This window comes from Streptomyces sp. NBC_00009 (assembly GCF_045040855.1).
In the GTDB taxonomy this organism is placed as follows: domain Bacteria; phylum Actinomycetota; class Actinomycetes; order Streptomycetales; family Streptomycetaceae; genus Streptomyces; species Streptomyces aureus.
In genome coordinates, this window is the sequence record NZ_CP108312.1 from 3,840,009 (window position 1) to 3,866,797 (window position 26,789).

Here is a 26,789-nt window from a genome sequence, read left to right on the forward strand (position 1 = left end):
CGGCCTGCCCGTAGTCACCGGCGCCGCCATCCGGACACATCCGGGTGGCGGCGCCGTCGTATCGGGATCGACCGAACCCCCCGGCCGCACCCGCGCGGACCCCCCGCGCGCCGGGCCAAAGGCTCGTTAGGCTGGCCCGCATGAGCAACCCCTCCCGCTTCGACCGCGGTCACACCGACGACCTCATGTCCTTCCTCGCGGCCAGCCCCTCGGCGTACCACGCCGTGGCGAACGCCGCCGCGCGCCTGGAGAAGGCCGGATTCCGCCAGGTCGCCGAGACCGACGCGTGGGACGGGACGAAGGGCGGCAAGTACGTGACGCGCGGCGGCGCGATCGTGGCGTGGTACGTCCCCGAGGGCGCCGCGCCGCACACCCCCTTCCGCATCGTCGGCGCGCACACCGACTCGCCGAACCTGCGCGTCAAGCCGCTGCCCGACATGGGCTCGCAGGGCTGGCGGCAGGTCGCCGTCGAGATCTACGGCGGACCGCTCCTCAACTCCTGGCTCGACCGGGACCTCGGACTCGCGGGCCGGCTCACCCTGCGGGACGGCTCGACGCGGCTCGTGAACGTCGACCGGGCCCTGCTGCGCGTGCCCCAGCTCGCCATCCACATGGACCGCTCCGTCCACACCGACGGCCTCAAGCTCGACAAGCAGAAGCACATGCAGCCCATCTGGGGCCTCGGCGACGACGTCCACGAAGGCGACCTCATCCGGTTCCTGGAGGAGGAGTACGGCCTCGCCGAGGGCGACGTCACCGGGTGGGACCTGATGACACACCCCATCGAGGCGCCCTCCTACCTCGGCCGCGACAAGGAGCTCGTCGCCGGACCCCGCATGGACAACCTCCTGTCCGTGCACGCGGGAACGGCCGCCCTCGCCGCCGTGTCCGCCTCCGGCGACCTCCCCTACATCCCGGTCCTCGCCGCCTTCGACCACGAGGAGAACGGGTCGCAGTCCGACACCGGCGCCGACGGACCGCTGCTCGGCGGCGTCCTGGAGCGCTCGGTGTTCGCGCGCGGAGGCTCGTACGAGGACAAGGCCCGCGCCTTCGCCGGGACGGTGTGCCTGTCGTCCGACACCGGGCACGCCGTGCACCCCAACTACGCCGAGCGCCACGACCCCACCCACCACCCGCGCGCCGGCGGCGGCCCCATCCTCAAGGTCAACGTCAACAACCGCTACGCCACCGACGGTTCGGGCCGCGCCGTGTTCGCCGCCGCGTGCGAGAAGGCCGGCGTGCCCTTCCAGTCGTTCGTCTCCAACAACGCCATGCCCTGCGGCACCACGATCGGCCCGATCACGGCGGCCCGCCACGGCATCAAGACCGTCGACATCGGCGTCGCGATCCTCTCCATGCACAGCGTCCGCGAACTGTGTGCCGCCGACGACCCGTTCCTTCTCGCGAACGCTCTCGCCGCGTTCCTGGAGGGCTGACCTCCCCGGCAGGCAGCGCCGCGCAGCCCGCAGACCCCCGGCGGTAAACTCGACCTTTGCCGTGCGGGGGAGGCCAAGGGAGGACACCGGGCGTGGAGTTCAGGATTCTCGGCACCGTCGCGGTCGCGACGGAGACCGGTGAACTGCCGCTGGGCCCCGCCAAACGCTCCGGCCTCCTCGCGATGCTGCTGCTGCGGCCCAACAGCGTGGTCCGCGTCGAGCAGCTGATCGCCGCCCTGTGGGAGGACGAACCGCCCCTCCACGCCAAGGCCGTCCTCCAGAGCCACGTCTCACGCCTGCGGGCCCTGCTCACCGCGCACGACGCCGAGATGTACGGGGTCCGGCTGACCACCCAGGGCTCCGCGTACGCGCTCCAGCTCCCGGAGACCCTCCTCGACGCCCACCGCTTCGAGGAACTGGTCGCCCTCGCCCGGCTCCAGCACCGGCCCGCCGACACCGTCCAGATGCTCCGCGAGGCCCTCTCCCTGTGGCAGGGCCCCGCACTCACCGGCACCGTGCGCAGCGCACCCCTGGAAGCCGCCGCGCTCGCCCTCGAAGAGCTGCGGATCGCCTCCGTCGAAGGGCTCGCGGAGGCGTACGGGCAGCTCGGCGAGCATGCACGGGCGGCGGCCGTCCTGCGCCCCGAATCGGTGGCCCACCCGCTGCGCGAGTCGCTCGCCGCCGCGCTCGTCCTCGCGCTCGGGCGCTCGGGCCGGCAGTCCGACGCCCTCGACCACTACCACCGCACGCGCCAGCTCCTCGCCGACGAACTCGGCGTCGATCCGGGGCCGGTGCTCGCGGGGGCATACCGGACGATTCTGGGGACGCCGTCGGTGCCGGCGCCGCCGCAGGCCGCGTTCGCGTCACAGCCGCGGGCATCGGCCCAGGTGCAGGCGCAGTCATCGGCCGGTCCGGTGGGCGCGGTCCCGCCGTCGCGGCCCGTGTCCGACCAGCCGGCCGACAGCCCCCGGCCCGACCCGTCACCGTCCCCGGAACCCGCCGCGCCACCCGACGCTGGAACGGGAACCCCGAACGCCCCCGAGAGCGCGTCCGAACCGGAACCCGGGAACGGGACCAACCCCGAAGCCGGCCCCGCGCCCCAATACCCCGCCGCCCCCACCCCCGTACACACCCCCACCGAACCCCCCACCCCCAGCCGCACCCCCAACCTCCTGCCCCGCCTCCCGCGTGGCTTCTCCGGGCGCGAGGCCGACCTCGGCGCCCTCGACCACGCGATGTCCGGCGACGACGCACCCGTATGCCTGCTGACCGGACCCGCCGGCGTCGGCAAGACCGCGCTGGCCGTGCACTGGGCCCACCGCCGCCACGCGCGCCACGACCGGTTCCCCGACGGCGTCCTCTTCGCCGACCTGCGCGGCTTCAGCGACACCCCCGCCCCCGAAACACCCACCGTGCTGCGGGAGTTCCTCCTCGCGCTCGGCCTCCCGGCCCGGCGGATCCCCGAGACCACCGCCGCGATGGGCGCCCTCTACCGCTCCCTCGCCGCAGGACGCCGCCTCCTCGTCGTCCTCGACAACGCGAGCACCTCCGCCCAGGTCCGCCCCCTGCTCCCCGGCGGCGACCACTGCGCCACCCTCATCACCAGCCGCGACCGGCTCGGCGGCCTCATCGCCTCCGACGCCGCGACCCCCGTACCCCTGAACCCCCTGCCGCCCGGCGAAGCGGCCGGACTCCTCGCCGCCGTACTCGGCGACGAGCGCGTGTCCGCCGAACCCGCGGCCGTCGAACGCCTCGCGGCCCTGTGCGACGGGCTGCCGCTCGCCCTGCGCGTCACCGCGGCCCGCCTCGCCGAACGCCCCAGCGGCACCCTGGACGCGATGGCCGGTGAACTCGCCGACGAACAGCGCCGGTTGAGCCTCCTCGACATCGAGGACACCGGCGTATCGGCCGCACTGCGGCTCACCGTCCGGCACCTGCCGGAACCAGCCGCCGAACTGTTCGGGCTCATCGGGCTGCACACCGGCTCCGACCTCGACCGCTTCACGGCCGCCGCGCTCACCGACACCACCCCCGACGAGGCGGACAGCGCGCTCGGCCGGCTCGCCGCCGCCCACCTGGTCGCTGAATCGGCCGCAGGCCGCCGCACACCCCATGACCTCGTACGCCTCTACGCGCGTACCCTCGCGCCCGAGCCCGGCACCGAGCCGCTCGGCCGCCTCCTCGACCACTATCTGCGCACCGCCCTCGACGCGGCCGCCGCCGCCCACCCCGAGAGCCGGCCCTGCTGCGACCTGCCCGCCGGCATCCGGGAGCCCGTCGCCGTAAGGGAGTTCCCCGACCGCGCAGCCGCGCTCGCCTGGTACGAGGCCGAACGCGCGGGCCTGGAGGGCGCCGTCGCCGCGGCCTCCGCCGCCGGACTGCACGACCGGGCCTGGCGGATCGCCCTCCTGCTGTGGCCGGTGATCCTGCTGCGGGTCGGCGACGGCTGGGTGCCGCTGCTCGAACAGTGCCTCGCCTCCGCGGAACACGAGGACAACCCCGACGCCCAGTCGCGGGCCCGCGCCCTGCTCGGCTGGATCCTCCACGAGGAAGGCAGGGACGACGAGGCCCTCGTCCACCTCGAACAGGCCCCCGCACTCGCCGCCCGCGCCGGCGACGTGACCAGCGAGGCCATCGCCTGCGTCAACCTCGCCGTGGCACTCAACGGCACCGGAGCGCACGAGCGGGCCGGGCTCCTCCTGTCCCGCGCCGTCACCCTCGCCGTACAGGCCCAGCACCCGCCGACGGAGGCGCTGGCGCTGCACCACCTGGCCCGGCACTGCCTCGACGCCGACGCCCACGAAGCGGCCCTCTCGCACGCCCTGCGTGCCCTGGACATGACCTCGCCCGACGAGGCAGCCCGGCGCGTGCTGCTCCAGACCGCGTGCGGCGAGGCGCTGGCCGCGCTCGGACGCCCCGACGACGCCGCCGGCCTGCTGGAACAGGCCCTGTGGACGGCGGAGTCGGAGGGCTTCGAGGACGGCGCGGCGGCCGCGCGGAAGGTCCTGGAGGGCCTGCCAGCGGATCGTTAGCGGCACGCAAGCCGATCGAGAGAGGCACCCCCGAAGCTGAAGTCAGCACCGAGACAGAGACAACGGTGCGGACCACACACAGCAGACCGCATGCACGGACCGTCTTCACACGGACCTTTCGCATGGTCCTTTCGCACGGCCCATTCGCACGGACCATTCACACGGGGGAGCCCACCATGAACACCCACCGCAACCGTTCCCGCACCGTCCTCGCCGTCGCCGCCCTCGCGGCCCTGAGCCTGTCCCTCACCGCCTGCAACAGCGGTGAGGGCACCAAGGACTCGGGCGCCGCCTCCACGGACAAGGCGGCCACCGACTCCGCCGGTTCCGGCGCCGAGAACACCGGCTCCGACAGCGGCTCGGGCACCGGCTCGGGCACCGGCTCGTCGAAGGCTTCCGGCGGCACGGACGCCGCCGCGGCCGGCGCGAAGCAGACCGGCACCGGCACCGGCACGACCGGCGGCACGGCGGCCAAGAAGGCCCCCGAGTGCAAGGTCGGCTACCTCGACTACTCCCTCAAGCGCGAGAACCCCGAGCAGCAGGGCGACCACCTGCTCATCACGGCCGTCAACCGCTCCGCCACGGCCTGCACCGTGCAGAAGTTCCCCGTCGTGACCCCGGGCGAGGCCAACGGCGACGCGCCGCTCGCCAAGGACGACCAGCAGCCCGCCCAGCCGATCGTCGTGCAGCCCGGCGGCACGGTCTACTCCGCGATCAACGTCTACCAGGAGACCAAGGCCGAGGACGACTACTTCAAGTCGATCCGCCTGTCCCTGGTCAGGAACAACTCCGACGACTCGAGCGAGTCCGTCAAGCTGGTCACCCCCGGCGAGGTGGAGTACGCCGGCAAGCGCGCCGACGGCATCGAGGTGCTCTCCTGGAACACCAAGCGCCCGTACGCCGGCTGACCGGCGCTCCGTCAGCCCCGGTCAGCCCCTGCCAGTCCGGATCAGCCCCGGTCGTCCATGCCCGCGAGCACCAGCGGCAGCCGGTCCGCGCCACCCTCGGTGAGCCGGACCGGCACGCCCCAGTCCTGCTGGTGGACGTGGCAGGCCGGGTACTCGTTGGCCGGGTAGTCGTCACACGAGGCGGCCATCGCCGACACGTGCAGGACGCCCTCCGCCACCTCCGGGTTCAGGACCAGCTCGCGCGACAGGTCCGTGTCCGCCCCGTCGCCCGCGGCCAGCAGCTCCGGCGGGGTGGAGGAGACCAGGAGCCGGGTCGAGGGCCCGTACCGCACATCGAGCTTCTGACCCGCCGGAGCCTGGAAGATCACATCCAACTGCAGCTTGCCCGCGGCGACCTCGGTCGCCGCGCGCTGCGTCCGGTGCGCGACCGACTCGACCCGCACGGCCTCCTCCGGAAGCCGCAGCCGCGTCAGCCGGTGCCGCGCCGACTCCACCACGACGATTTCCGATGAGTCCCCACCCACGAGCACCGCGTCGCTGGGCTCCCGCAGATCCGTCGCCAGCGTGGTGACCTCACCGGTCGCCGGGTCGTAGCGGCGCAGGGCGTGGTTGTACGTGTCCGAGACCGCGACCGAACCGTCCGGCAGAGCCGTCACGCCCAACGGGTGCTGGAACAACGCCTGTTCGGCGGCGCCGTCCCGGTGCCCGAAGTCGAAGAGACCCGTACCGACCGCCGTGTGCACGGCGCCGTCCAGGTCGACGTACCGCAGCGCGGACGTCTCCGAGTCGGCCACCCACAGCCGCTCGCCGGTCGCCGCGAGCCCGGACGGCTGCGCGAACCACGCCTCGGCCCCCGGCCCGTCGACGAGCCCTTCATTCGTCGTGCCCGCCGCGACGGCGACACTCTTCGTCTCCGGGTCGTACGTCCACAGCTGGTGCACGCCCGCCATGGCGATCCACACCTTGCCGCCGAAGACGGCGACGTCCCACGGCGAGGACAGCGACACCTCAAGGGCGGGGCCGCTGGTCGGCGCGCCCTGCCACCACTGCCGGCCGGTACCCGCGAGCGTCGTGATGTCCCCGCTCGCGAGGTCCACGGCCTTCAGCGAGTGGTGCACCGTGTCGGCCACGACGACGGTCGCGTCGTCGAGGAGCGCGAGGCCCTGCGGCTCGTTGAAGTCGCCGGGCGAGCCGATCCGCCGTACGACGCTCTCGCCGTCCTCGGCCAGCTCGACGAGCTGGTGCCGGGTCGTGTCGGAGACCAGGAAGTTCCCGGACGGCAGCACGAGCGCCTTGCCGGGGAAGCGCAGATCCGTCGCGACCGGCTCGGGGGCGACATACGGCCCGTCGCCGCGGCGCAGCGTCCCCTTCGCGCCGTGCTCCGCCTCCAGCTGCTCGACCAGCTTCTCGATGGCGTGGGCGTGCCCCTCGCCGGCGTGCTGCGCGACGACGTACCCCTCGGGGTCGATCACCGCGAGCGTGGGCCAGGCCCGCACGGCGTACTGCTTCCAGGTCGCAAGCTCGGGGTCGTCGAGGACGGGGTGCTCGACGTTGTACCGCTCGACGGCGTCGACCACGGCGGCGTGCTCGGCCTCGTGCACGAACTTCGGCGAGTGCACCCCGACGATCACGACGGTGTCCCGGTGCTTCTCCTCGAGCTCACGCAGCTCGTCGAGGACATGCAGACAATTCACGCAACAAAATGTCCAAAAATCCAGAATGACGATGCGTCCCCGCAAATCGGCCAGGGTGTATTGCTTACCGCCCGTATTGAGCCAGCCACCCTTGCCGATGAGCTCGGGGGCACGGACACGGGCGCGACGGGGTGCGGGATCGACATCGTTCATGGGTCAAGGGTGCCACTGAGCGAGCGCATGCCCCGTAGGGGCATCCACGTGAGCGGGTACGTCGTCCCGTAGCCGCCGCAGGCCCCGGCGGCGCGTCTGCGGGCGGAGCGGGCGGCACGTGGCCGACGCTTGGCAGCTATGAGAGACGACAGCGCACGCGGCGGTCTCACCGGCACCCTGGCCAAGGTCACGCGGTGGGGCGCCACGCGGGCCGGGGAGCTGCGGAAGCGGCTGCCGTTCATCACGCGCCTGACCCGGCAGATGGTGGACGTGAGTCTCCTCGACTCCTCGACGCGGCTGGCCGCGCAGGCCTTCCTGACGGCGGTCCCCGTGCTCTTCATCATCGCCGCGTTCGCCCCGACCGCTGTGCGGGACCGCCTCGTCGAGTCGGCCACGTACGCGCTCGGCCTGTCCGGACCCGCCCTCGACCAGGTCCGGCAGGTGTTCGGCGCACCCGACGACACCGCACGCGATACCTCGGGAGCCGTCGGCGTCCTCGTCACGCTGCTGTCAGCGACCTCGTGCAGCCGCGCGCTGCAACGCGTGTGCGAGCGCTCCTGGCACGTGCCGCCCGCAGGCCTGCGCCTCATCGCGTGGCGGTGGCTGGTGTGGCTGCTGGTGTGGCTGTCCGCGCTGGTGGTCCAGGGGCTGCTGCGTGAGGGGTTCGGGTTGGGCTCCTGGCTCGGCATGCCGCTGTCGTTCGCGTCGAGCACCCTGTTGTGGTGGTGGACGCAGCACATGCTGCTCGGCAGCCGCGTGCCGTGGCTGCCACTGTTGCCGGGCGCCCTCCTGACCGGCACGGGCGTGGTCGTTCTCGCCTGGGCGTCGCGCTTCTACATGCCGGTGACACTGAACCGCTCCGTGGCCGAGTTCGGCCCCCTCGGCCTCGTGTTCACGCTGCTGTCGTGGCTCATCGTGCTGTTCACGGTCGTGTGCGTGGGGATCGCCACGGGGTACGTCCTCGCCCAGGAGCCGTCCCTCGCCCGCCGCCTCGGGACACCGCCGCCCGAGTGAGGGGGGAGAGTCCGCGCGTGCGGGCTGGGCACCCTTCGACGTATGAGATACGAAGTTCGAGAGCGGCTCTTCGCGGTGGGCGAGGACTACTGGATCGAGGACGAGCAGGGCCACAAGGCCTTCCTCGTCGACGGCAAGGCGATGCGCCTGCGGGACACCTTCGAGCTGAAGGGGACCGACGGGCGGGTGCTCATCGACATCCACGAGAAGATGTTCGCCCTGCGCGACACGATGGTCATCGAGCGCGGCGACGAAGCCCTCGCCAAGATCAAGCGCAAGCGCCTGTCCCTGCTGCGCAACCACTACCGGGTCGAACTGGTCGACGGGACCGAGCTCGACGTCAGCGGAAAGATCCTGGACCGCGAGTTCGTCGTCGAGTACGGCGGCGAGATGCTCGCCCACATCTCACGCCGCTGGCTCCGGGTCCGCGACACGTACGGCGTCGACGTCATCCGTGAGGACGCGGACCCGGCGCTGCTCATCGCCATCGCGGTGTGCGTGATCCACCTGGCGGAGAAGGAGCGAGGGTCGGCTGACAAGTGACCACTGACGAGCGACCGCTGACAAGCGACGGCTGACGCTCCCTCACCGTCGAGGCGGCTCCAGCCCCAGTCGCCGGTCCTTGAGCGCCGGGAACCGCTCGCGGGTCGCGGCGACGCCCGCCGCGTCGAACTCGACGGTGAGGACCTCCTCGCCGGCGCCCGCCTCCCCGATGACCTCGCCCCAGGGGTCCACGACGATGCTGTGCCCGGCCTGCGGCACCCCGGCGTGCGTACCGGCGGTGCCGCAGGCCAGTACGTACGCCTGGTTCTCGACGGCGCGCGCCTGGGCGAGCAGCGTCCAGTGCGCGCGGCGCCGCTCGGGCCAGCCGGCGGACACGAGGAGCGTCTCGGCGCCCCGGTCGACGAGGCCCCGGTACAGCTCGGGGAAGCGCAGGTCGTAGCAGGTGGTGACGCCGAGGACGGTTTCCGGCAGGCGTACGGTGACGAGTTCTTCGCCCGCGCTCATCAGCACGGCCTCGCCCTTGTCGAAGCCGAAGCGGTGGATCTTGCGGTAGGCGGCGGCGAGTTCGCCGTCCGGGGAGAAGACGAGCGCGGTGTTGTAGAGCGGCCCGTCCCCCGCGGCGGAGCCGCTGTCAGACACTGTGCGTTCGGGGATCGTGCCCGCGTGCAGCCAGACGCCGGCGTCGCTCGCGGCCTTCGCCATCGCCTCGTACGTCGGGCCCTCCAGGGGCTCCGCCTCGGTCGAAAAGGCCTCGTAGGCGAAGGCGCCGGTGGTCCACAGCTCGGGGAGGACGACGAGGTCGGCGGACCCGGCTTGTTCCCGCACCATCGAAGCGGCCCGCAGCCGACGGGAATTGGGCGATTCGTCATCATCTACACGGATCTGGATGAGCGAGGCGCGCACAGTACCACCGTCCTGGCATTCGAGCCGTCTACACAGGCCTACGATCGTCACACGAAAGCACTGCCGGGGTGCCTGCCCGCAGCGTACTGTGCATTTCCGGGGGTTCCCCCCGGACCCCCGCAGACGCGCTCCAAGACACCCACTGCCCGCGCCACAACCGCCCGAGGGGTCCCGTTCCGTGAGTCTCCACCCCAGTCTTCAGTCCTACGCCGATGCCTGGACCCATTCCATCGAAGCGATATCCGAGCTGGTGACGCCCCTGGTGGAGGGCGAATGGAACCGGGCCACGCCCTGCCCCGGCTGGTCGGTGCGGGACATCGTGTCCCATGTCATCGGCCTCGACTGCGAGATGCTCGGCGACCCGCGGCCCATCCACACGCTGCCGCGCGACCTGTACCACGTACAGAACGAGCACCAGCGGTACATGGAGATGCAGGTCGACGTGCGGCGCCACCACACGGCGCCCGAGATGACGTCCGAGCTGGAGTACACGATCATCCGGCGCTCCCGGCAGCTGCGCAACGAGTCGCGTGAGCCGGGCGCGATGGTGCGCGGGCCGCTCGGCACGGAGGAGACCCTCGAATTCGCCATGCGCAAGCGGGCGTTCGACGTGTGGGTGCACGAGCAGGACCTGCGCGTGGCCGTCGGCCGGCCGGGCAACCTCGACTCGCCGGGCGCGTACGTCACGCGCGACATGCTGCTCGCCGTTCTGCCGAAGGTCGTCGCGAAGGACGCGTCTGCGCCCGCGAACTCGGCGGTGGTCTTCGATGTGCACGGGCCGGTCGAGTTCCTGCGCACGGTGCGTGTGGACGCGGACGGGCGCGGCACGGTCGACGGCGCACCGTCGCTGGGCCCGGCCGCGACGCTCTCCCTCGACTGGGAGACCTACGTCAAGCTGGCCTGCGGCCGCGTGACGCCCGACGCGGTGTCCGACCGGGTCAAGACGGAGGGCGACCTGGACCTCGCCCAGGCGATCCTGAACTCGCTGTCCACGACGCCGTAGCCCTTACGGGGGCCAGGGCGGCGGAGCGGACGGGAAAGGCCCCGGTGCCGGAGACGGCAACCGGGGCCCGTCGCTTACGCGGGGACGTCTTGCGCGGGGAGGTCTTACGCAGGTACGGCTCAGGCCCGGCACGTCTCAGGCGCGGTACGTCTCAGGCGCGGTACGTCTCAGGCGCGGTACGTCTCAGGCCGCCTACGCGTACGTCTGCGCGGAGAAGCCTCACGCAGGAACCGCTTAAGCGGGCACGTGCACCGTCTCCACCCGGCTCGCCACCAGGCGCTCCCGCTCCCGGCGGTCCGCGCGCCGGCGCAGCCGCAGGATCTGGCTCACCCCGAGCGCCTCGAGGACGAACACCGCGGAGAACGCGATGCGGTAGTTGTCGCCGGTCGCATCCAGCAGGACCCCGACCGCGAACAGCGTCGTCATCGACGCGACGAACCCGCCCATGTTGACGATCCCGGAAGCGGTCCCCTGCCGCTCGGGCGGGTTCGCCGGACGCGCGAAGTCGAACCCGATCATGGACGCGGGCCCGCACGCACCGAGCACGACGCACAGCACCACCAGCAGCCACATCGGCGCGTGGTCCCCCGGGTAGGCGATCGTCACGGCCCACATCAGAGCCGTACCGGCGACCGTGCCGAGGGCGAGCGGCAGCCTGGCCATGTGGTGCCGGGCCACGATCTGCCCGTAGACGAGCCCGATCAGCATGTTGGACAGCACGACGAGGGTGAGCAGTTCACCGGCGGTCCCGCGCGAGAGGCCCTGCGCCTCCACCAGGAACGGCAGGCCCCACAACAGCAGGAACACCATCGCCGGGAACTGCGTCGTGAAGTGCACCCACAGACCGAGCCGTGTGCCCGGCTCGCGCCAGGACGCGAGGATCTGTCCGCGGACGAAGGCCCCGCCGGTGTGCCGCACGGGCTCCGGCTCGAAGCCTTCCGGGTGATCCTTGAGGAAGAGCAGCATCAGGACGAGCACGACGACTCCGGCGAGCGCGCTGCCGGCGAACGCGGCCTCCCAGCCGACGCCGTGCAGCAGCCGCGCGATCACGAGGGTCGACACGAGGTTGCCGGCCATGCCGACGAGGCCCGCGAGCTGCGCGACCAGCGGCCCGCGCCGGGCGGGGAACCAGCGGGTACCGAGCCGCAGCACGCTGATGAACGTCATCGCGTCGCCGCAGCCGAGCAGCGCGCGCGAGACGAGGGCCGTCCCGTACGAGGGCGAGAACGCGAAGCCGAGCTGGCCGATGGTGAAGAGGACGACGCCGATCGTCAGGACGCGCTTGGTGCCGAGCCGGTCGACCATCAGGCCGACGGGTATCTGCATGCCCGCGTACACGAGCAGCTGGAGGATCGAGAACGTGGACAGCGCCGAGGCGTTGATGTGGAAGCGCTCGACGGCGTCGAGGCCCGCGACGCCCAGCGAGGTACGGAAGATGACGGCGACGAAGTAGACGGCGACGCCGATGGACCAGACGCCCATGGCCCTGCGGCCGCCGGGCGGGTCCCCGGGCAGCGTCGCGGTGCCTGCGGAGCTCATCGGACCTCGCCCCGCGCCAGGTTCGAGAACCAGCCGACGTGGCGTCGGACTACGGCGACGGCTGCCTCGGCGTCGCCTGCGCGCAGCGCGTCGAGGATCTCCTCGTGCTCGGTGAGCGTCTTGGCGATCCGGTCCGGGTGCGAGTGCATCACGGCGACGCCCATTCTCAGCTGGCGGTCGCGCAGCTGGTCGTAGAGGCGGGAGAGGATCGCGTTGCCTCCGCTGCGCACGATCTCGGCGTGGAAGCAGCGGTCGGTGCCGGCCGCGTCGGCGAACTCGCCCGCGGCGGCCTGGGTCTGCTGGAGCGAGAGCAGCTCTTCCAGGCGGGCGATCAGGCTCGCCGGCGCGGGGACCACCTTGCGTACGGAGTGCTCCTCGACGAGGAGGCGGGTCTCGACGACGTCCGCGATCTCCTGCGCGGAGACGGCCAGGACCAGGGCGCCCTTCTTCGGGTAGAGCTTGATCAGCCCCTCGACCTCCAGCTTGAGCAGCGCCTCGCGCACCGGGGTGCGGGACACCCCTACGGCCTCGGCGAGCTCGCCCTCGGTGAGCAACGTCCCGCCCTCGTAGCGGCGTTCGAGGACGCTGCGCTTGACGTGGTCGTAGACGCGGTCGGCCGCTGGTGGTCGCTTGACGGCGGCGGGGGACGGGGGCGCTGAAGGCATGCGCACATCATAGATACAACACGTACGCATCGCCGGAGGCCGTCCAGGATGCGGACGCAGCACCCCCAAACGGTGGGCGCCGCCTCTCGCCACGAACGGTCCGCACAAATACTCCGCATCCCGGCACATCCATCCGCCACACTCGTGAGTCTCTTCAGCGAGCGGCACCCTCACGTGGCCGCATTCCAGGGGCATTTGGAGCGTTCAACTTGAAAACCCGCATTAAGGGCATCTCAGGCATTCGCCGCGTAACCTTCGCCGCCACCACCGTGACCGCCGGTGCGGTCCTGGCGAGCGGGGTCTTCGCCACCTCCGCGCAGGCCGCCACGCTGCCCACTCCCACGATCGTCGCCGCGGGCGGCTACGTGATGAACAACGGGACCGGTACGAGCCTGTTCACCAAGGCCGCGGACACCCGCCGTTCCACCGGCTCCACCACCAAGATCATGACCGCGAAGGTCGTCCTGGCGCAGTCGAACCTGAACCTGGACTCCAAGGTCACGATCCAGAAGGCGTACAGCGACTACATCGTCGCGAAGAACGCGTCGTCGGCCCGCCTGATCGTCGGCGACAAGGTCACCGTCCGCCAGCTCCTGTACGGGCTCATGCTCCCGTCCGGCTGCGACGCCGCCTACGCCCTGGCCGACAAGTTCGGCTCCGGCACCACCCGCGCCGCCCGCGTGAAGTCCTTCATCGGCAAGATGAACAAGGCCGCCACCGACATGGGCCTGAAGAACACGCACTTCGACTCGTTCGACGGCATCGGCAGCGGCTCGAACTACTCGACGCCGCGCGACCTGACGAAGATCGCGTCGTCCGCGATGAAGAACTCCACGTTCCGCACGGTCGTGAAGACGACGTCGACGAAGCAGAAGGTCACCACGAAGAGCGGCGGCTACCGCTACATGTCGTGGTCCAACACGAACAACCTGCTCGGCAGCTACTCCGGCACCATCGGCGTGAAGACCGGCTCGGGCCCCGAGGCCAAGTACTGCCTGGTCTTCGCCGCCACCCGCAACGGCAAGACGGTCATCGGCACGGTCCTCGCGTCCTCCTCGGTCACCAACCGCACGGCGGACGCGAAGAAGCTCATGGACTACGGGTTCAAGAAGTAGTCCTCGACAGCTCCATGGATGAGGGGCCCGCCGCATGCCGCGGCGGGCCCCTCATCGCGCTCGCCCGGTCCAGACCCTGTTGATCCGCCAGGCGATCACCCCGGACGAGCGCTTCTTACCGCTTGCAAGTGCGCCCCGGATTGTGCGTTCAGGCCACAGGCGCGTCGAACTCGATCGGGTACTGGAACTGCCAGGCGTTCTTCTCGGGCTTCATCAGCTTGAACATCGTCGGCAGCAGGGCGTCGCGGACCACACGGGCGATCGGGCCCGCGGCCTTGCGGGCGTTGGTGCGGGCTGTCTCCTTGATGATCCGCTCCACCCGGGGGCGGCGCAGCTCCTCGTAGCGGGCGAGAGCGTGCGGCAGCGGCAGATCGCGCAGGCAGCGGGCGAGTTCGACGGAGCTCTCCGCCGCCAGCGAGGCGCCTTGGCCGGAGCTGGACGAGGGCGCGTGGGCCGCGTCCCCGGTGAGGACCATCCGGCCGCGGCTCCAACTGGCGAGGCGTGGCATGTTTTCGGTACTGCCGGCGAAGAGCATCGTTTTCGGGTCTGTGCTGGCCAGCATCCGCTTGGCCGGAGTGACGTCTCCGTCGCAGGCCTGCGCCAGGTGCGACAGCCAGTACGCGCCGCCGCGCCCGCGCTGCTCGTTGACCGAGAGCGGTTGCGGGACCGGGAGGTTGATGAACCAGATGCCGGTGCCGTCGGCGAAGACCTGCCAGGCGAAGAAGCACCGCTTGCCGAAGGTCATGTGCATCATGCCGTCTGTGCTCGGGACGCCGGCATCGGCAACCATGGCTCCGAAACCGGCGGTGCCGGCGAACCGCGGCGCGGGAGAGCTCGGGTCGATGAGGCGGCGGACGGTGGAGCGGAGACCGTCGGCGCCGATCAGCACGTCGGCGGTCGCGGTGCTGCCGTCCTCGAAGCGGGCGGTGACGCCGTCGGCTTCCTCGTTCGCGTCGATGATGCGCTTGCCGTACACGGTGGTGATGCCGAGCTCGTCGGCGGCCCGGCGCAGTGCGCCGAACAGTTCGGCGCGGATCACGAAGCGGGTCGGGTCGATGCCCGCCGGCGTGCCGAACTCGGCCAGCTTCTTGCCGTTCCAGCTCTGCAGCACGATGCCGTTCATCGGGGTGCTGACCGCGCGGATCGCGTCCCCGATGCCGATCGCGTCGAAGGCCTGGAAGCCGTTGGGTGCGAGGCCCATGCCGCCGCCGACCTCGTCGGCCGGGCCGTCGTACGCCTCGAAGATCGTCGCCTCGATGCCGGCCTGCTGCAGCGCCATCGCGGTGACGGGGCCGGCGATACCGCCGCCGATGACCAGTGCGGAGCGAACCTTGCCGTTCGTCGTGCCAGTCGAAAACGTCATGACTTGATAGTTACAGCACTACTAGTCTCTAGTCAACTAGTTTGCCTGTGGGTAGCATCGAGGCATGAGCACTGCGCCCCGGAGTTCCCCCCTCGCCCTGACCGTCCTGGCCCTGCTGCACTACAAGCCACTGCATCCGTACGGTGTCCAGCGGTTGCTCAAGGAGTGGGGCAAGGACCAGGTCGTCAACGTCGGCCAGCGGGCCGGCCTGTACCGGACCATGGACCGCCTGCTGGAGGCCGAGCTGATCGCAGTCCGGGAGACCGGGCGGGACGCGCAGTACCCCGAGCGCACGGTGTACGAGGTGACAGACGCGGGCAGCAAGACCGCTCACCGCTGGCTGGACGAGATGCTGGCCACGCCGAAGCAGGAGTTCCCGGCGTTCCCGGCAGCGCTGTCGCTGCTGATGCTGCTGACGCCAGAGGCGATGGCCGACGCCCTCACGCGCCGGGCGGCTGCGCTGGAGGCCGCGCTTGCCACGTACGAGGCAGACCTCGCCCAGGAGGCGGAGAGCGGGCTGCCGCGGATTGCGGCTCTGGAGTCGGAGTATGTGCGCACGATGACCGCTGCGGAGCTGGCATGGGTCCGGGGGGTGCTGACCGATCTTGCCGCGGGGCGGCTGGAGTGGTCACCGGAGGAGCTGTTGGCCATGGCGAACGAGGACGAGTAGGAGACCTCAGGGGTGCGGAGGAGTGCAACTGGTTCCAGTGAGACGGTCCGGAGTTACGCGGTCTCATCCTGCCCGGACCCGGCCGGATGATCCGTCAGATCGACGAAAGTCGAGGACTACCGGGCCGCTACCGACCCGCACCTCGTGGCTCGCTTGGCCGGGGGACTTCATGAGCTGCTCACCCTGGACCTGGACGAGTCCGACTACGCCCTCGCGGTAGCCGAGTTGGGGATGGAGGTCGACCCGCCGGCACCGTACGCGCCGAGCGGCTGGCTCGCGCTGGTCGCCGATCGGCTCGCCGGGCCGCGGGCCGAGTACGGGCCCCCGTCGCAGGGCGATGTGAAGTGACCGCGCCCGCCGATGAGTTTCCTGGAACCGTACTGATCCAGGTCGGCAGGGACTGATCCGGCGGGCGGTCTACGAGTGGTGAGGTGCGCCGCCCGTTCCCTGCCCCACGTGCACCGTGAACGCGGCCCAGGCCGAGGGGGCGACCCGGAGTACGGGCCCGTCCAGGCCCTTGGAGTCACGGACGGCGACGGTGCCGGGGATGTTGCGGGCGACTTCGACGCATTCCTGGCCGGCATCTCCGCCGCTGTAGCTGGACTTGACGAACTCGAACTCGGTCATCAGGCCTACATCTCCTTGCGAATGGCTTCGATCAGGTCGAGAGCGTTGCGCTCCGCCAGCCCCACCCGTGCGATGCGGTCGAAGATCCGACCGTGCTGGGCGGCGTCCTCCTCGCTCTCCAACCAGAGCGTAGAAGAGGGTACGTCCATATGTACGACGTCCAGCGCGCCGGGGTCGGCAAACGAGACGATGCTGAACGCCCCGATCATGCCCGGGTTCGCACCTGCCAGCCACGGGACCACCTGCACCCTGACCGTGTCCATGTGTGCCAGGTCCAGCAGATGCCCCAGTTGTTCCCTCATCACGTCGCGGCCACCGACGAGCTGGCGCAGCGCCCCCTCGTGCATCACGGCCCACAGCTCCAGCGGTCGCTCCGATCGCAGTCGCGCCTGACGGGCCAGCCTCGCCTCCACGAAGGGCTCGATTTCGCTCGGGTCTTCCCACGAGCCGGCTCCGACCGCCACGGCCCGCGCATAGTCCGGTGTCTGCAATAGGCCTGGAATGAAGGAGAGTTGACAGGTACGGATGCTGGTGGCGATGTCCTCCAGGGCCACGTACTCGACCATGGCGGGAAGCTGTGGGTACTGGTTCCACCAGCCGTGGGCCTTGCGTCTCTCTCGATCCGTCCGCGCAAGCGTCAGCAGCCTCCCGACCACCACCTCGTCGGTCTCGCCGTACAGGTGACACAGGGCACGAATGTCCGGGTCGCGGATCGGCACCAACCCGCGCTCCATCTTGGCGATTTTGGCCACCGAGGCCGACAACGCTTCGGCCGCATGTGCCTGACGCAACCCGCGCGCCTCGCGCATGCGCAGCAGCTCACCGCCCAGTCTGCGTGCCAGCACGGTGGACACGGACACGCCGCGATCAGGGCTCCTGCCTGCCATCTTGCCTTTCCTCTCGCCGAGTTGGTCACAGTCTGCGCCGTCGCCACACTGCGAGCAAGCAAGTTCGAGTAGAAATTTATGGCCTCAGACTTGCTGGCCCTCCCTTTCTATCGCTACCGTCAGTACTCAATCGCCCACTCAGCGACACCAGTTGGCGGAAGTGCACCGTGCTGCCCGCATCCGATACGGCACGGCAGAGCCACCTCACCTGGCCCCCACATCGCACAAGGAGGTGCGTTCCGGTGACCGACTCCTGTCCTCCCGGACTCCCCAAGCCCTACGACCGCTACGACCGCTACGACGCCGTCAGCTACACCCCGTTCCCGCAGAACATCCCCCTCGCCCGCAGACACGTGGCCCAGCTCGCCGCCGCGTGGGGCCATCCCGGCGCAGCCGGCGACGCGGCGCTGCTGGCAAGCGAGTTGTGCACGAACGCGCTGCTGCACGGGTGTTTACGGGACCGGCTGTTTCGCGTGGAGACGTCACTCGTCGGCAGCGTGCTGCGCGTCGCCGTCACCGACCCGAAGAGCGAGCGCCTGCCGGAGGTCCGCGCCGCGGAGGACGGCGAACAGTTCGGGCGCGGACTGCTCATCGTCGGCGGTCTCGCCAAGCGATGGGCCGTGGAGAAGCTCACCGTGGGCAAGACGGTCTGGGCGGAACTCGATATTCCGAGGAGCCCGGATGCGTAGGCTGCCGAGCCGTCTCCGAGAGTGCCAGACCGGTACCTTGGCCGCACGGCGAAAGGGGACGCACATGGCAGCCGAGTGGCAGACCGCGGTGGCCGGAGCTCGGGAAACCACAGGTTTCGCGGGCAAGGACATCCACCGCAATGTCGATGCGATCGGCGGGGCCCTGAGACTCGATCACCGGGCCGGCTTCTACGTGGAGTTGGGCCTCCTGTCCGACCCCGAGGGCTTCGACGCCTTCCTCAACCACTGGTGGACCCAGGCACTGGCGGACTCGGCCACGGACGAGAAGACCCGCCGGGCTGCGATCGACTTTGCCGACGTCGCCGTCTCTCTGTACGCGCGCGCCGTCGGCGGCCCGACGTCCACCCAGGAAGAGATCGAGGCCATCGCCGCCGGATCGGAAGCCTCTTGACGTACACCATCGTCTGGGAGAGGACCGCGTCCGAGGGCCTCAAGCGACTCAGGGCCCGCGACGGCGACGCGGTGAAACCACTGCTCAAGGCGATCAACACCCTCGCCGACCACCCGGAACCCTCCGCCAGCAGCAAGCTCGGCGGCACGCCCCTGCGGCGCCTGCGGGTCGGCGCCTACCGGGCCACGTACGAGATCGACGGCGGCACCGTCACGATCAAGATCCTCATGGTCGGCAGCACAGCGGCCTGAGTACGTCACACGGGGCCGCACCGTCAGGTCCGGCCCCGTGTTGTTCGCTCACGCCCAGGCAACTCACGCCCAGGTAATGAGCCTCTTCGGCTGCTCAAGAATCGCCGCGACATCCGCGAGCACCTTCGAGCCGAGCTCACCGTCGACCAGACGGTGGTCGAAGGACAGGGCCAGCGTCGTCACCTGACGCGGCTTGACCTTCCCCTTGTGCACCCACGGCTGGAGCCGAATCGCGCCGACGGCGAGAATCGCCGACTCACCGGGGTTCAGGATCGGGGTGCCCGTGTCGACGCCGAAGACGCCGACGTTGGTGATGGTCACCGTGCCGCCCTGCATGGCGCCCGGCGATGTCTTGCCCTCGCGGGCCGTTGACACCAACTCGCCCAGCGCCACCGCCAGTTCGGGCAGGGTCTTGGCGTGCGCGTCCTTGATGTTCGGCACGATCAGACCGCGGGGCGTGGCCGCGGCGATGCCCAGATTCACGTAGTGCTTCCGGACGATCTCCTGGGCGGCCTCGTCCCAGGCGGCGCTGATCTCCGGGTTCCGCTTGATCGCGACGAGCAGGGCCTTGGCGACGAGCAGCAGCGGGTTGACCCGCAGCCCCTGCATCTCCTTGTCGGCCTTGAGCTCCTCGACGAGCTTCATCGTCCGCGTCACGTCGACCGTCACGAACTCCGTGACGTGCGGCGCGGTGAAGGCGGAGCCCACCATCGCGGCCGCGGTCGCCTTGCGTACGCCCTTGACGGGGATGCGGGTCTCGCGTACGCCATCCTGGACGACGGCCGGCGCGGCGGCGACCGGCTCCTGCACCTGCGACTGTGCCTGCACCTGCGTCACGACCGGCTCGGGAGCCAGGGCGACGGCCGCGTGCACGTCCTCGCGGGTGATGATGCCGTCAGGTCCGGAGGGCGTGAGCGAGGCGAGGTCGACACCCAGATCCTTGGCCAGCTTGCGCACGGGGGGCTTGGCGAGCGGGCGCCCGTTGCCCTTCACCGGGGCTACCGGCTCGGGCGCGGGTGCGGGCGCGGGCTGCGTGACCGCCGCGGGGGCCGCCACCACGTCGCCCTTGCGAGGACGCCGCTTCGTCGACGCCTCGGAAACCCCGTACCCCACAAGCACCGGCTGCCGCCCCTTCGGCTCAGCCTCGGGCTCGGGCTCGGGCGCCGTGGGCTCCGGCACGGAAACGGAAACGGGCGCGGGAGCAGCGGCCGTGGAGCCGGATCCGCCCGCGACGTCCACCGCGATGATCACCTGCCCCACATCCACCGTCGTTCCCTCGGGGAAGCGCAGCTCGCGCACCACACCGTTGAACGGGATCGGCAGCTCGACGGCCGCCTTCGCCGTCTCCACCTCGCACACGACCTGCCCGTCGGTGACCGCGTCACCCGGCTGGACGTACCACTTGAGGATCTCGGCCTCGGTGAGCCCCTCGCCCACGTCGGGCATCTTGAACTCGGCCAGCGCAGCGTCTGTCATCGTCGTCACGGCCCTCTCCTCAGTACGCAAGCGAGCGGTCGACGGCATCGAGCACCCGGTCGAGGCCCGGCAGGTACTCATCCTCGAGGCGCGCCGGCGGGTACGGCACGTGATAGCCGCCGACCCGCAGCACGGGCGCCTCCAGATGGTAGAAGCAGCGCTCGGTGATCCGCGCGGCGATCTCCGCGCCCGTACCGAGGAAGACCGGGGCCTCGTGCACCACGACGAGCCGGCGGGTCTTCTCGACGGACTTCTGCACCGCGTCGAAGTCGATCGGCGACATGGAGCGCAGGTCGAGGACCTCCAGGGACTTGCCCTCCTCCTGGGCGGCCGCGGCCACCTCCAGGCAGACCTTCACCATCGGCCCGTACGCGACGAGCGTCAGATCCGTGCCCTCGCGCACCGTGCGCGCGCCGTGCAGCGGTCCGGGGATCGCCTCGGTGTCGACCTCGCCCTTGTCCCAGTAGCGCCGCTTCGGCTCGAAGAAGATGATCGGGTCGTCGCTCTGGATGGCCTGCTGCATCATCCAGTACGCGTCCGACGAGTTCGACGGGGAGACCACCTTCAGGCCCGCCACGTGCGCGAACAGCGCCTCCGGCGACTCCGAGTGGTGCTCGACCGCGCCGATGCCGCCGCCGTACGGGATCCGCACGACGACCGGCAGCTTGATCTTGCCGAGCGCGCGGGCGTGCATCTTCGCGAGCTGCGTGACGATCTGGTCGTACGCGGGGAAGACGAAACCGTCGAACTGGATCTCCACGACCGGCCGGTACCCGCGCAGCGCGAGGCCGATGGCCGTGCCGACGATGCCGGACTCGGCGAGCGGGGTGTCGATGACCCGGTCCTCGCCGAAGTCCTTCTGCAGCCCGTCCGTGACGCGGAAGACGCCGCCGAGCTTGCCGACGTCCTCGCCCATGATGAGGACCTTGGGGTCGGTGTCGAGCGCCACGCGCAGCGACTCGTTGATCGCTTTCGCGAGCGGAAGCTTCTGTACCGCCATGATCAGTTGCCTCCCGAGCCCGCGACGGGGTCGCTATCGGATTCCGTGGAGAACGACGCCTGGTAGGCGGCGAACTGGGCACGCTCCTCGTCGACGAGCGAGTGCCCGTCCGCGTACGCGTTCTCGAAGATGGCCATCCGGTCCGGGTCCGGCATGGCCCGCACGACCTCGCGTACTCGAAGACCCAACGCTTCGCTCTCGGCCTCGAGTTCCGCGAAAAATCCCTCGTCCGTGTCAGTTTCGGACTCGAGATACGTGCGCAGGCGCAGGATCGGGTCCTTCGCCTCCCACGCCTCGCGCTCCTCGTCGGCCCGGTACTTCGACGGGTCGTCGGAGGTGGTGTGCGCGCCCATGCGGTACGTGAACGCCTCGACCAGCGTCGGCCCCTCGCCCCTGCGGGCCCGCTCCAGGGCCCACTTGGTGACGGCCAGGCAGGCCAGCACGTCGTTGCCGTCGACGCGGACGCCGGGGAAGCCGTAGCCCTGCGCGCGCTGGTAGAGCGGCACCCGGGTCTGCTTCTCGGTCGGCTCCGAGATCGCCCACTGGTTGTTCTGGCAGAAGAACACGACGGGCGCGTTGTAGACCGCGGAGAACGTGAACGACTCCGCGACGTCGCCCTGGCTGGAGGCGCCGTCACCGAAGTACGCGATCACCGCGCTGTCCGCGCCGTCCTTGGCGATGCCCATGGCGTAGCCCGTGGCGTGCAGCGTCTGCGAGCCGATGACGATCGTGTACAGGTGGAAGTTGTTGCTGTTCGGGTCCCAGCCACCGTTGTTCACGCCGCGGAACATGCCGAGCAGGTTCGTCGGGTCGACGCCCCTGCACCAGGCGACGCCGTGCTCGCGGTAGGTGGGGAAGACGTAGTCGTCGTCGCGCGTGGCGCGGCCCGAGCCGATCTGCGCGGCCTCCTGGCCGAGCAGCGAGGCCCACAGGCCCAGCTCGCCCTGTCGCTGCAGCGACGTGGCCTCCGCGTCGAAGCGGCGGGTGAGGACCATGTCGCGGTACAGGCCGCGCAGCTCGTCGGCCGTGATGTCCTCGACGAACGCGGCGTACTCGGCGTGCGCGGGGTCCTCCACGCGCCGGCCCTCGGGGCTCAACAGCTGAACGAGGTCGGGCGCTCCCGCCCCCGGGGACTTCTTCGCAGACTTTTTCGCAGCGGTGCGCTTGCGCGGCGTACGCGCGGCGGCAGTGCTGTCCACGGTCACGTGTGCTCCTCCGTCGGTCCGGCCCCCGGGTTCGCCGGGAAAGCCTGGGGGTCTCCCCCCGGCCTTTTGAGGGCCTGGAGGAGGCTCGCCTGATCCGTCCTGCGCACGGGGTGGGTGCGACTCGGCCGGGTAAAGGCGTGACAGGTGTCCCGGCGAGCGCCCTGCACCATGCACGTTACCCAGTGCCCCACATATCTGCGAAACCCCATCTGACCTGCGATTTTGCTTGGATATCCAAGTAAATCGAGCAACTGCGGAACACTCGCTGGTCAGACGCGGTCAAAGCACCGTTCGGAGCACCGGTCACAAGCCTGGCAGGCGGCCGGAACACGGGCACGTTATCCCGGTCACCTCGGGCACGGGAAGAGCCAGTATGTGAGACTGCCCGCGTGTCCCAAGACGGAAAAATTCGCGTATTTCTACTCGATGACCACGAAGTCGTACGCCGCGGAGTGCACGAGATGCTCTCCGTGGAGGAGGACATCGAAGTCGTCGGAGAGGCCGGCACGGCCGCCGACGCCATCGTCCGCATCCCCGCCACGCGCCCCGATGTCGCCGTCCTGGACGTGCGGCTCCCGGACGGCAGCGGCGTCGAGGTGTGCCGCGAGATCCGCTCCCAGGACGAGTCGATCAAGTGCCTGATGCTGACCTCGTTCGCCGACGACGAGGCACTCTTCGACGCGATCATGGCGGGCGCCTCCGGCTACGTACTGAAGGCCATCAGGGGGAACGAACTCCTGAACGCGGTCCGTGACGTCGCCGCCGGGAAGTCCCTGCTCGACCCCGTCGCCACCGCCCGCGTCCTCGAAAGGCTCCGCGACGGCGGCCGCGGCAAGGAGGACGACCGGCTCGCGAACCTGACCGACCAGGAGCGCAGGATCCTCGACCTGATCGGCGAGGGACTGACCAACCGGGTCATCGGGGAGCGCCTGCATCTCGCCGAGAAAACGATCAAGAATTACGTGTCCAGCCTCCTGTCGAAACTGGGCATGAAACGCCGCTCGCAGGCCGCCGCGTATGTGGCACGACTGCAGGCCGAGAAGCGCCGCTGAATTCGGGACCCACGCCCCTTTCACAGGGGGCCGGTGCCTCTTTTACGGGGCGCTTCCGGAGGCGCACCGTGGAAACATGCCCTCCGAATTCCAGGAAGACCGAGCCCGGGAAAAGCGCGCCGTCGAGCTGATCGACAGCGTGGACCACGGCCGGGTGGCGACCTGATCGAGCCCCGGTTCGTCACCGTGCACGAACCGTGCACGAACTGACGGGCGGCGCCCGTCATCCGAAGCGGGCCTTTCACCACGTTCTGTAGCCACCGGCTACCCAGGGTGCCCTAACATCTGGCGCGTGCCGCGCTCATCTGCTCACTCCGCCCCACCGCTCCACGCCCTGCTGCGGCAGTACGACGCCGGCTCACCGCTGGTCTGCGAACCCGTCGACCAGGGCCTGCTCAACCGCGGCTACCGGCTCGCCACCACGCGCGGCCGCTACTTCCTCAAGCACCACTTCGACCCCGAGACCGCCGACCCGGCCGCCATCGCCCGCCAGCACCGCGCCACCGAACGACTGGCCGCACTCGGCGTCCCCGTCGCCCCGCCCCTGCCCGCCGCCGACGGCCGCACCGTCACCGTCATCGGCGGCGCCAGCTACGCCCTGCACCCCTGGGTCGAGGGTCGCCACCGCAGCGGCGCCCAGCTCACGGCGGCCCAGTGCCGCACGCTCGGGGCGCTCCTGGGACTCGTACACGCGTGTCTGGAGCAGGTCATGGGGGCCGCGCCCGCGCGCGGGCGGGCCAGTGCCGATCCCGCGGACACGCTTGAGCTCATCGACACGCTGCTGGCGCGGGTGCGCCGCCATCGGCCGCACGACGCGTTCGACGAGCTGGCGCGGCACCGGCTCGTGGAGCGCCGCGAGCTCCTGGAGTCCTGCGCGGGGCGCCGGCCACCGCAGGCCTCGGCGACCGGCTGGGTGCACGGGGACTTCCACCCGTTCAACCTGCTCTACCAAGGGGGCGTACCGGCCGCGATCGTCGACTGGGACCGGCTCGGGGTGCAGCCGCGCGCCGAGGAGGCCGTGCGCGCCGCCGTGATCTTCTTCGTGCGTCCCGCCGGCACCCTCGACCTGCCGAAGGTGCGGGCCTACGCGCGCGCGTACCGCCGCGCCTCGGGCGCCGGGGCGGACGAACTCGCGGCCGCCGTCCACCGCGTGTGGTGGGAGCGGCTCAACGACTTCTGGATACTGCGCTGGCGCTACGAACGCGGCGACCACCGCGCCGACCCCCAGTTCCCCGCGGCGTCGGCGCTCGCCGTGTGGTGGACGAAGGAGTACGGGGCGGTGCGCGACGCGTTCGCCGAGTGACCGGCCGCCGTCAGTGAGCCGGGTCGGCCGGATCGGTCGGGTCGGCCTGGTCTGCCGGATCGGCCGGGTCAGCCCGTCGCCGGGTCACCCGTGGAGACCTGGAGCTGGATCGACTCGGGGTTCTTCGGGTCGATCTCGGTGCCCGCCTTGGGGTACTGCACGATGACCGTGCCCTCGCCGAAGGTGTTCTCGTCGACGTCCCTGATGTCGAACTTCCAGCCGGCGGCCTGCAGACAGGCCTTGACCGACTTGATGTTCTTGTACGTGAAGTCCGGGAGCTGGACCTTGTCGGGGTCGTTGTAACCCGTCTCAGGCTCCTTGCACTCGTCCTCTTCCATCGTCTTCGTCAGATCGGGACCCTTGTGACCGGCGACGGCCGAGGGCGACTTCTTCGCGTCGCCGCCGCCCTTCTCGTCGTTGCCGTTCATCGTCAGGGCCGTGATCAGACCGCCGACCGCGATCAGCGCGACGACGATCGAACCGACGATCACCCCGGTGTTCCGCTTGCCACCGCCGCCGCCCGAGACGGACGAACTCGGCGTCGTCTGCGGCGAGATGGTGTACGGCGGGGGTGTCTGCTGGTGCTGTTGCTGCTGATACTGCTGCTGAGGCGCGTACGGAGAGGTGGGCGGCGGGGTCTGGTAGCCCTGCTGCGGATATCCGTAGCCCGGCGTGGCCGGCGCCGGCGTCCCGTAGGGGCCAGGCTGGTACGGCGTCTGCACCGGGCCGGTCGGCACCGGCGTCGACTGGTCGACCGGCGGGAACACCGCGGAACCGACACCCGCGCCGCTGGACGTCTGCGCGCCCGGCACGATGCTGGGCGCCGCGGCCTGCAGCGACTGGGCGACCCGCAGGCACTCGTCGCGCATCGCCTCGGCGCTCGGGAAGCGCTCGTTCGGGTTCTTCTTCAACGCGCGGGCGACCAGCGCGTCCACGGCCGGGGGCACCGACCGGTTGATCGACGAAGGAGCCACCGGCTCCTCCTGGACGTGCGCATACGCTATGGCCAGCGGCGAGTCCGCCTCGAACGGCAGCCGCCCGGTGACCAGTTGGAACAGCATGATGCCGACCGAGTACAGGTCGGAGCGGGCGTCCACGCCACGGCCCAGGGCCTGCTCGGGCGAGAGGTACTGAGGGGTGCCGACGACCATGCCGGTCTGCGTCATCGACGTGACACCGGACTGCATGGCGCGGGCGATGCCGAAGTCCATGACCTTGACGACGTTCCGCTTCGTCATCATGACGTTGCCCGGCTTGATGTCGCGGTGGACCAGACCCATCTCGTGGCTGATCTCGAGCGCCGCGAGCACATCGGCCGTGATCTTCAGGGCCTTGTCGGTCGGCATCGCGCCGTAGTGCGCGACATCCGCGTCGAGCACGGAGCCGAGGGGCTGGCCCTCGACGTACTCCATGACGATGTACGGAGTGGTCATCCCGTCGAGGTCGTCCTCGCCGGTGTCGAAGACCGAGACGATGTTCGTGTGCGTGAGCTTCGCCACGGACTGGGCCTCACGGCGGAAGCGCTCACGGAACGCCTGCTCACGCCCGAGCTCGGTGTGCAGCGTCTTGATCGCCACCTGGCGGTCGAGCACCGCGTCGTACGCGAGGTGGACCGAGGCCATGCCGCCCTCGCCGAGCAGATCACGCAGCTGGTAGCGACCGCCGGCGACGGCACGCCCTGCGTACCGGCCTTGTGCGCCGTCCTGGCTCATGTTTCTACGTCCCCCATCGGCGCGGCCGGTGATCGATTAGCACTATTCCCGGCCAAGTCTGCCCCGTGGCACCGACACGTCAAGCTCGGTGCCCGTTCCGTGACCGTACGGGCAAGAAGCGTCGCGGAAGCGTTACAGGAACCGCCCAGACGATTTGCATCGCATTGCCCGCAGAA

At 70.5% G+C, this 26,789-nt stretch carries 24 protein-coding genes and 1 pseudogene; 14 read left to right on the forward strand and 11 right to left on the reverse strand.

Annotation, left to right across the window (positions count from 1 at the left end):
• Positions 1-140: 140 nt before the first annotated feature.
• From OHA58_RS17300 to OHA58_RS17310, 3 genes are all read left to right on the forward strand, one after another.
• Complete coding sequence (locus OHA58_RS17300) at positions 141-1,436, forward strand: M18 family aminopeptidase (RefSeq protein ID WP_405479691.1); 1,296 nt, start codon at positions 141-143, stop codon at positions 1,434-1,436.
• A 92-nt stretch (positions 1,437-1,528) separates the two neighbouring features.
• Positions 1,529-4,468 carry an AfsR/SARP family transcriptional regulator gene (locus OHA58_RS17305; protein ID WP_405479693.1) on the forward strand — a complete coding sequence of 980 codons (2,940 nt, stop codon included), beginning with the start codon at positions 1,529-1,531 and terminating at the stop codon, positions 4,466-4,468.
• 176 nt (positions 4,469-4,644) lie between these two features.
• Positions 4,645-5,376 carry a DUF4232 domain-containing protein gene (locus tag OHA58_RS17310; protein WP_405479694.1) on the forward strand — a complete coding sequence of 244 codons (732 nt, stop codon included), beginning with the start codon at positions 4,645-4,647 and terminating at the stop codon, positions 5,374-5,376.
• A 41-nt stretch (positions 5,377-5,417) separates the two neighbouring features.
• Here the strand turns inward: OHA58_RS17310 and OHA58_RS17315 are convergent, their stop codons facing one another.
• The gene (locus OHA58_RS17315) at positions 5,418-7,223 is read right to left on the reverse strand and encodes a thioredoxin-like domain-containing protein (protein ID WP_405479696.1); all 1,806 of its coding nucleotides are present in this window, start codon (positions 7,221-7,223) and stop codon (positions 5,418-5,420) included.
• 138 nt (positions 7,224-7,361) lie between these two features.
• Between OHA58_RS17315 and OHA58_RS17320 the strand changes: the two genes are divergently transcribed.
• Both OHA58_RS17320 and OHA58_RS17325 read left to right on the forward strand, forming a co-directional pair.
• Positions 7,362-8,237 carry a YhjD/YihY/BrkB family envelope integrity protein gene (locus OHA58_RS17320; protein WP_405479698.1) on the forward strand — a complete coding sequence of 292 codons (876 nt, stop codon included), beginning with the start codon at positions 7,362-7,364 and terminating at the stop codon, positions 8,235-8,237.
• Positions 8,238-8,279: 42 nt separating this feature from the next.
• Positions 8,280-8,780: an LURP-one-related/scramblase family protein gene (locus tag OHA58_RS17325; RefSeq protein WP_405479700.1), complete on the forward strand. Its 501-nt coding sequence runs from the start codon at positions 8,280-8,282 to the stop codon at positions 8,778-8,780.
• Positions 8,781-8,822: 42 nt separating this feature from the next.
• On the opposite strand, the gene OHA58_RS17330 is transcribed toward OHA58_RS17325, so the two are convergent.
• On the reverse strand, positions 8,823-9,644 hold the full coding sequence (locus OHA58_RS17330; RefSeq protein WP_405479701.1) for a carbon-nitrogen family hydrolase: 822 nt from the start codon (positions 9,642-9,644) through the stop codon (positions 8,823-8,825).
• A 178-nt stretch (positions 9,645-9,822) separates the two neighbouring features.
• Here OHA58_RS17330 and OHA58_RS17335 point away from each other — a divergent pair, with 178 nt between their 5' ends.
• The gene (locus tag OHA58_RS17335) at positions 9,823-10,647 is read left to right on the forward strand and encodes a maleylpyruvate isomerase family mycothiol-dependent enzyme (RefSeq protein ID WP_405479702.1); all 825 of its coding nucleotides are present in this window, start codon (positions 9,823-9,825) and stop codon (positions 10,645-10,647) included.
• 234 nt (positions 10,648-10,881) lie between these two features.
• Here the strand turns inward: OHA58_RS17335 and OHA58_RS17340 are convergent, their stop codons facing one another.
• Both OHA58_RS17340 and OHA58_RS17345 read right to left on the reverse strand, forming a co-directional pair.
• Complete coding sequence (locus tag OHA58_RS17340) at positions 10,882-12,186, reverse strand: nitrate/nitrite transporter (RefSeq protein WP_405479704.1); 1,305 nt, start codon at positions 12,184-12,186, stop codon at positions 10,882-10,884.
• Positions 12,183-12,851, reverse strand: a complete 669-nt coding sequence (locus tag OHA58_RS17345) for a GntR family transcriptional regulator (protein ID WP_405479705.1) — start codon at positions 12,849-12,851, stop codon at positions 12,183-12,185. The genes OHA58_RS17340 and OHA58_RS17345 overlap by 4 nt, the downstream gene beginning before the upstream one ends.
• A 209-nt stretch (positions 12,852-13,060) precedes the next feature.
• On the opposite strand from OHA58_RS17345, the gene OHA58_RS17350 reads away from it, so the two are divergent.
• Entirely contained in the window at positions 13,061-13,966 is a 906-nt protein-coding gene (locus OHA58_RS17350) for a D-alanyl-D-alanine carboxypeptidase family protein (protein WP_405479707.1), read from the forward strand.
• Positions 13,967-14,114: 148 nt separating this feature from the next.
• On the opposite strand, the gene OHA58_RS17355 is transcribed toward OHA58_RS17350, so the two are convergent.
• Positions 14,115-15,329 carry an FAD-dependent oxidoreductase gene (locus OHA58_RS17355; protein ID WP_405479708.1) on the reverse strand — a complete coding sequence of 405 codons (1,215 nt, stop codon included), beginning with the start codon at positions 15,327-15,329 and terminating at the stop codon, positions 14,115-14,117.
• 64 nt (positions 15,330-15,393) lie between these two features.
• Between OHA58_RS17355 and OHA58_RS17360 the strand changes: the two genes are divergently transcribed.
• Together OHA58_RS17360 and OHA58_RS17365 are read left to right on the forward strand one after the other, a co-directional pair.
• Positions 15,394-15,999 carry a PadR family transcriptional regulator gene (locus tag OHA58_RS17360; protein WP_405479710.1) on the forward strand — a complete coding sequence of 202 codons (606 nt, stop codon included), beginning with the start codon at positions 15,394-15,396 and terminating at the stop codon, positions 15,997-15,999.
• A 108-nt stretch (positions 16,000-16,107) separates the two neighbouring features.
• Positions 16,108-16,347, forward strand: a pseudogene (locus OHA58_RS17365) (contact-dependent growth inhibition system immunity protein); the annotation flags it as partial.
• 69 nt (positions 16,348-16,416) lie between these two features.
• Here OHA58_RS17365 and OHA58_RS17370 read toward each other — a convergent pair.
• Together OHA58_RS17370 and OHA58_RS17375 are read right to left on the reverse strand one after the other, a co-directional pair.
• Positions 16,417-16,626, reverse strand: a complete 210-nt coding sequence (locus OHA58_RS17370; protein WP_405479711.1) for a DUF397 domain-containing protein — start codon at positions 16,624-16,626, stop codon at positions 16,417-16,419.
• A 5-nt stretch (positions 16,627-16,631) separates the two neighbouring features.
• Complete coding sequence (locus OHA58_RS17375; protein WP_405479713.1) at positions 16,632-17,513, reverse strand: helix-turn-helix domain-containing protein; 882 nt, start codon at positions 17,511-17,513, stop codon at positions 16,632-16,634.
• Between the two features lie 242 nt (positions 17,514-17,755).
• Here OHA58_RS17375 and OHA58_RS17380 point away from each other — a divergent pair, with 242 nt between their 5' ends.
• The 3 genes from OHA58_RS17380 (at position 17,756) to OHA58_RS17390 (ending at position 18,865) form a co-directional block, all read left to right on the forward strand.
• On the forward strand, positions 17,756-18,202 hold the full coding sequence (locus OHA58_RS17380; RefSeq protein ID WP_405479714.1) for an ATP-binding protein: 447 nt from the start codon (positions 17,756-17,758) through the stop codon (positions 18,200-18,202).
• A gap of 64 nt (positions 18,203-18,266) precedes the next feature.
• Positions 18,267-18,614: a hypothetical protein gene (locus OHA58_RS17385; RefSeq protein ID WP_405479716.1), complete on the forward strand. Its 348-nt coding sequence runs from the start codon at positions 18,267-18,269 to the stop codon at positions 18,612-18,614.
• Positions 18,611-18,865 carry a type II toxin-antitoxin system RelE/ParE family toxin gene (locus tag OHA58_RS17390; protein ID WP_405479718.1) on the forward strand — a complete coding sequence of 85 codons (255 nt, stop codon included), beginning with the start codon at positions 18,611-18,613 and terminating at the stop codon, positions 18,863-18,865. Before OHA58_RS17385 ends, OHA58_RS17390 begins: the two co-directional genes overlap by 4 nt.
• 63 nt (positions 18,866-18,928) lie before the next feature.
• On the opposite strand, the gene OHA58_RS17395 is transcribed toward OHA58_RS17390, so the two are convergent.
• The 3 genes from OHA58_RS17395 to pdhA are packed head-to-tail and all read right to left on the reverse strand — an operon-like array spanning position 18,929 to position 22,546.
• Positions 18,929-20,350, reverse strand: a complete 1,422-nt coding sequence (locus OHA58_RS17395) for a dihydrolipoamide acetyltransferase family protein (RefSeq protein ID WP_405479719.1) — start codon at positions 20,348-20,350, stop codon at positions 18,929-18,931.
• A gap of 10 nt (positions 20,351-20,360) precedes the next feature.
• Positions 20,361-21,341 (reverse strand): alpha-ketoacid dehydrogenase subunit beta, encoded by a 981-nt coding sequence (locus tag OHA58_RS17400; protein WP_405479720.1) that lies wholly within the window; start codon positions 21,339-21,341, stop codon positions 20,361-20,363.
• Positions 21,342-21,343: 2 nt separating this feature from the next.
• The gene (pdhA, locus tag OHA58_RS17405) at positions 21,344-22,546 is read right to left on the reverse strand and encodes a pyruvate dehydrogenase (acetyl-transferring) E1 component subunit alpha (protein ID WP_405479721.1); all 1,203 of its coding nucleotides are present in this window, start codon (positions 22,544-22,546) and stop codon (positions 21,344-21,346) included.
• Positions 22,547-22,935: 389 nt separating this feature from the next.
• On the opposite strand from pdhA, the gene OHA58_RS17410 reads away from it, so the two are divergent.
• On the forward strand, positions 22,936-23,598 hold the full coding sequence (locus tag OHA58_RS17410; RefSeq protein WP_405479722.1) for a response regulator: 663 nt from the start codon (positions 22,936-22,938) through the stop codon (positions 23,596-23,598).
• 292 nt (positions 23,599-23,890) lie between these two features.
• Entirely contained in the window at positions 23,891-24,901 is a 1,011-nt protein-coding gene (locus OHA58_RS17415; RefSeq protein ID WP_405479723.1) for a phosphotransferase, read from the forward strand.
• 68 nt (positions 24,902-24,969) lie between these two features.
• Here the strand turns inward: OHA58_RS17415 and OHA58_RS17420 are convergent, their stop codons facing one another.
• On the reverse strand, positions 24,970-26,613 hold the full coding sequence (locus OHA58_RS17420) for a protein kinase domain-containing protein (RefSeq protein ID WP_405479725.1): 1,644 nt from the start codon (positions 26,611-26,613) through the stop codon (positions 24,970-24,972).
• Positions 26,614-26,789: the final 176 nt, after the last annotated feature.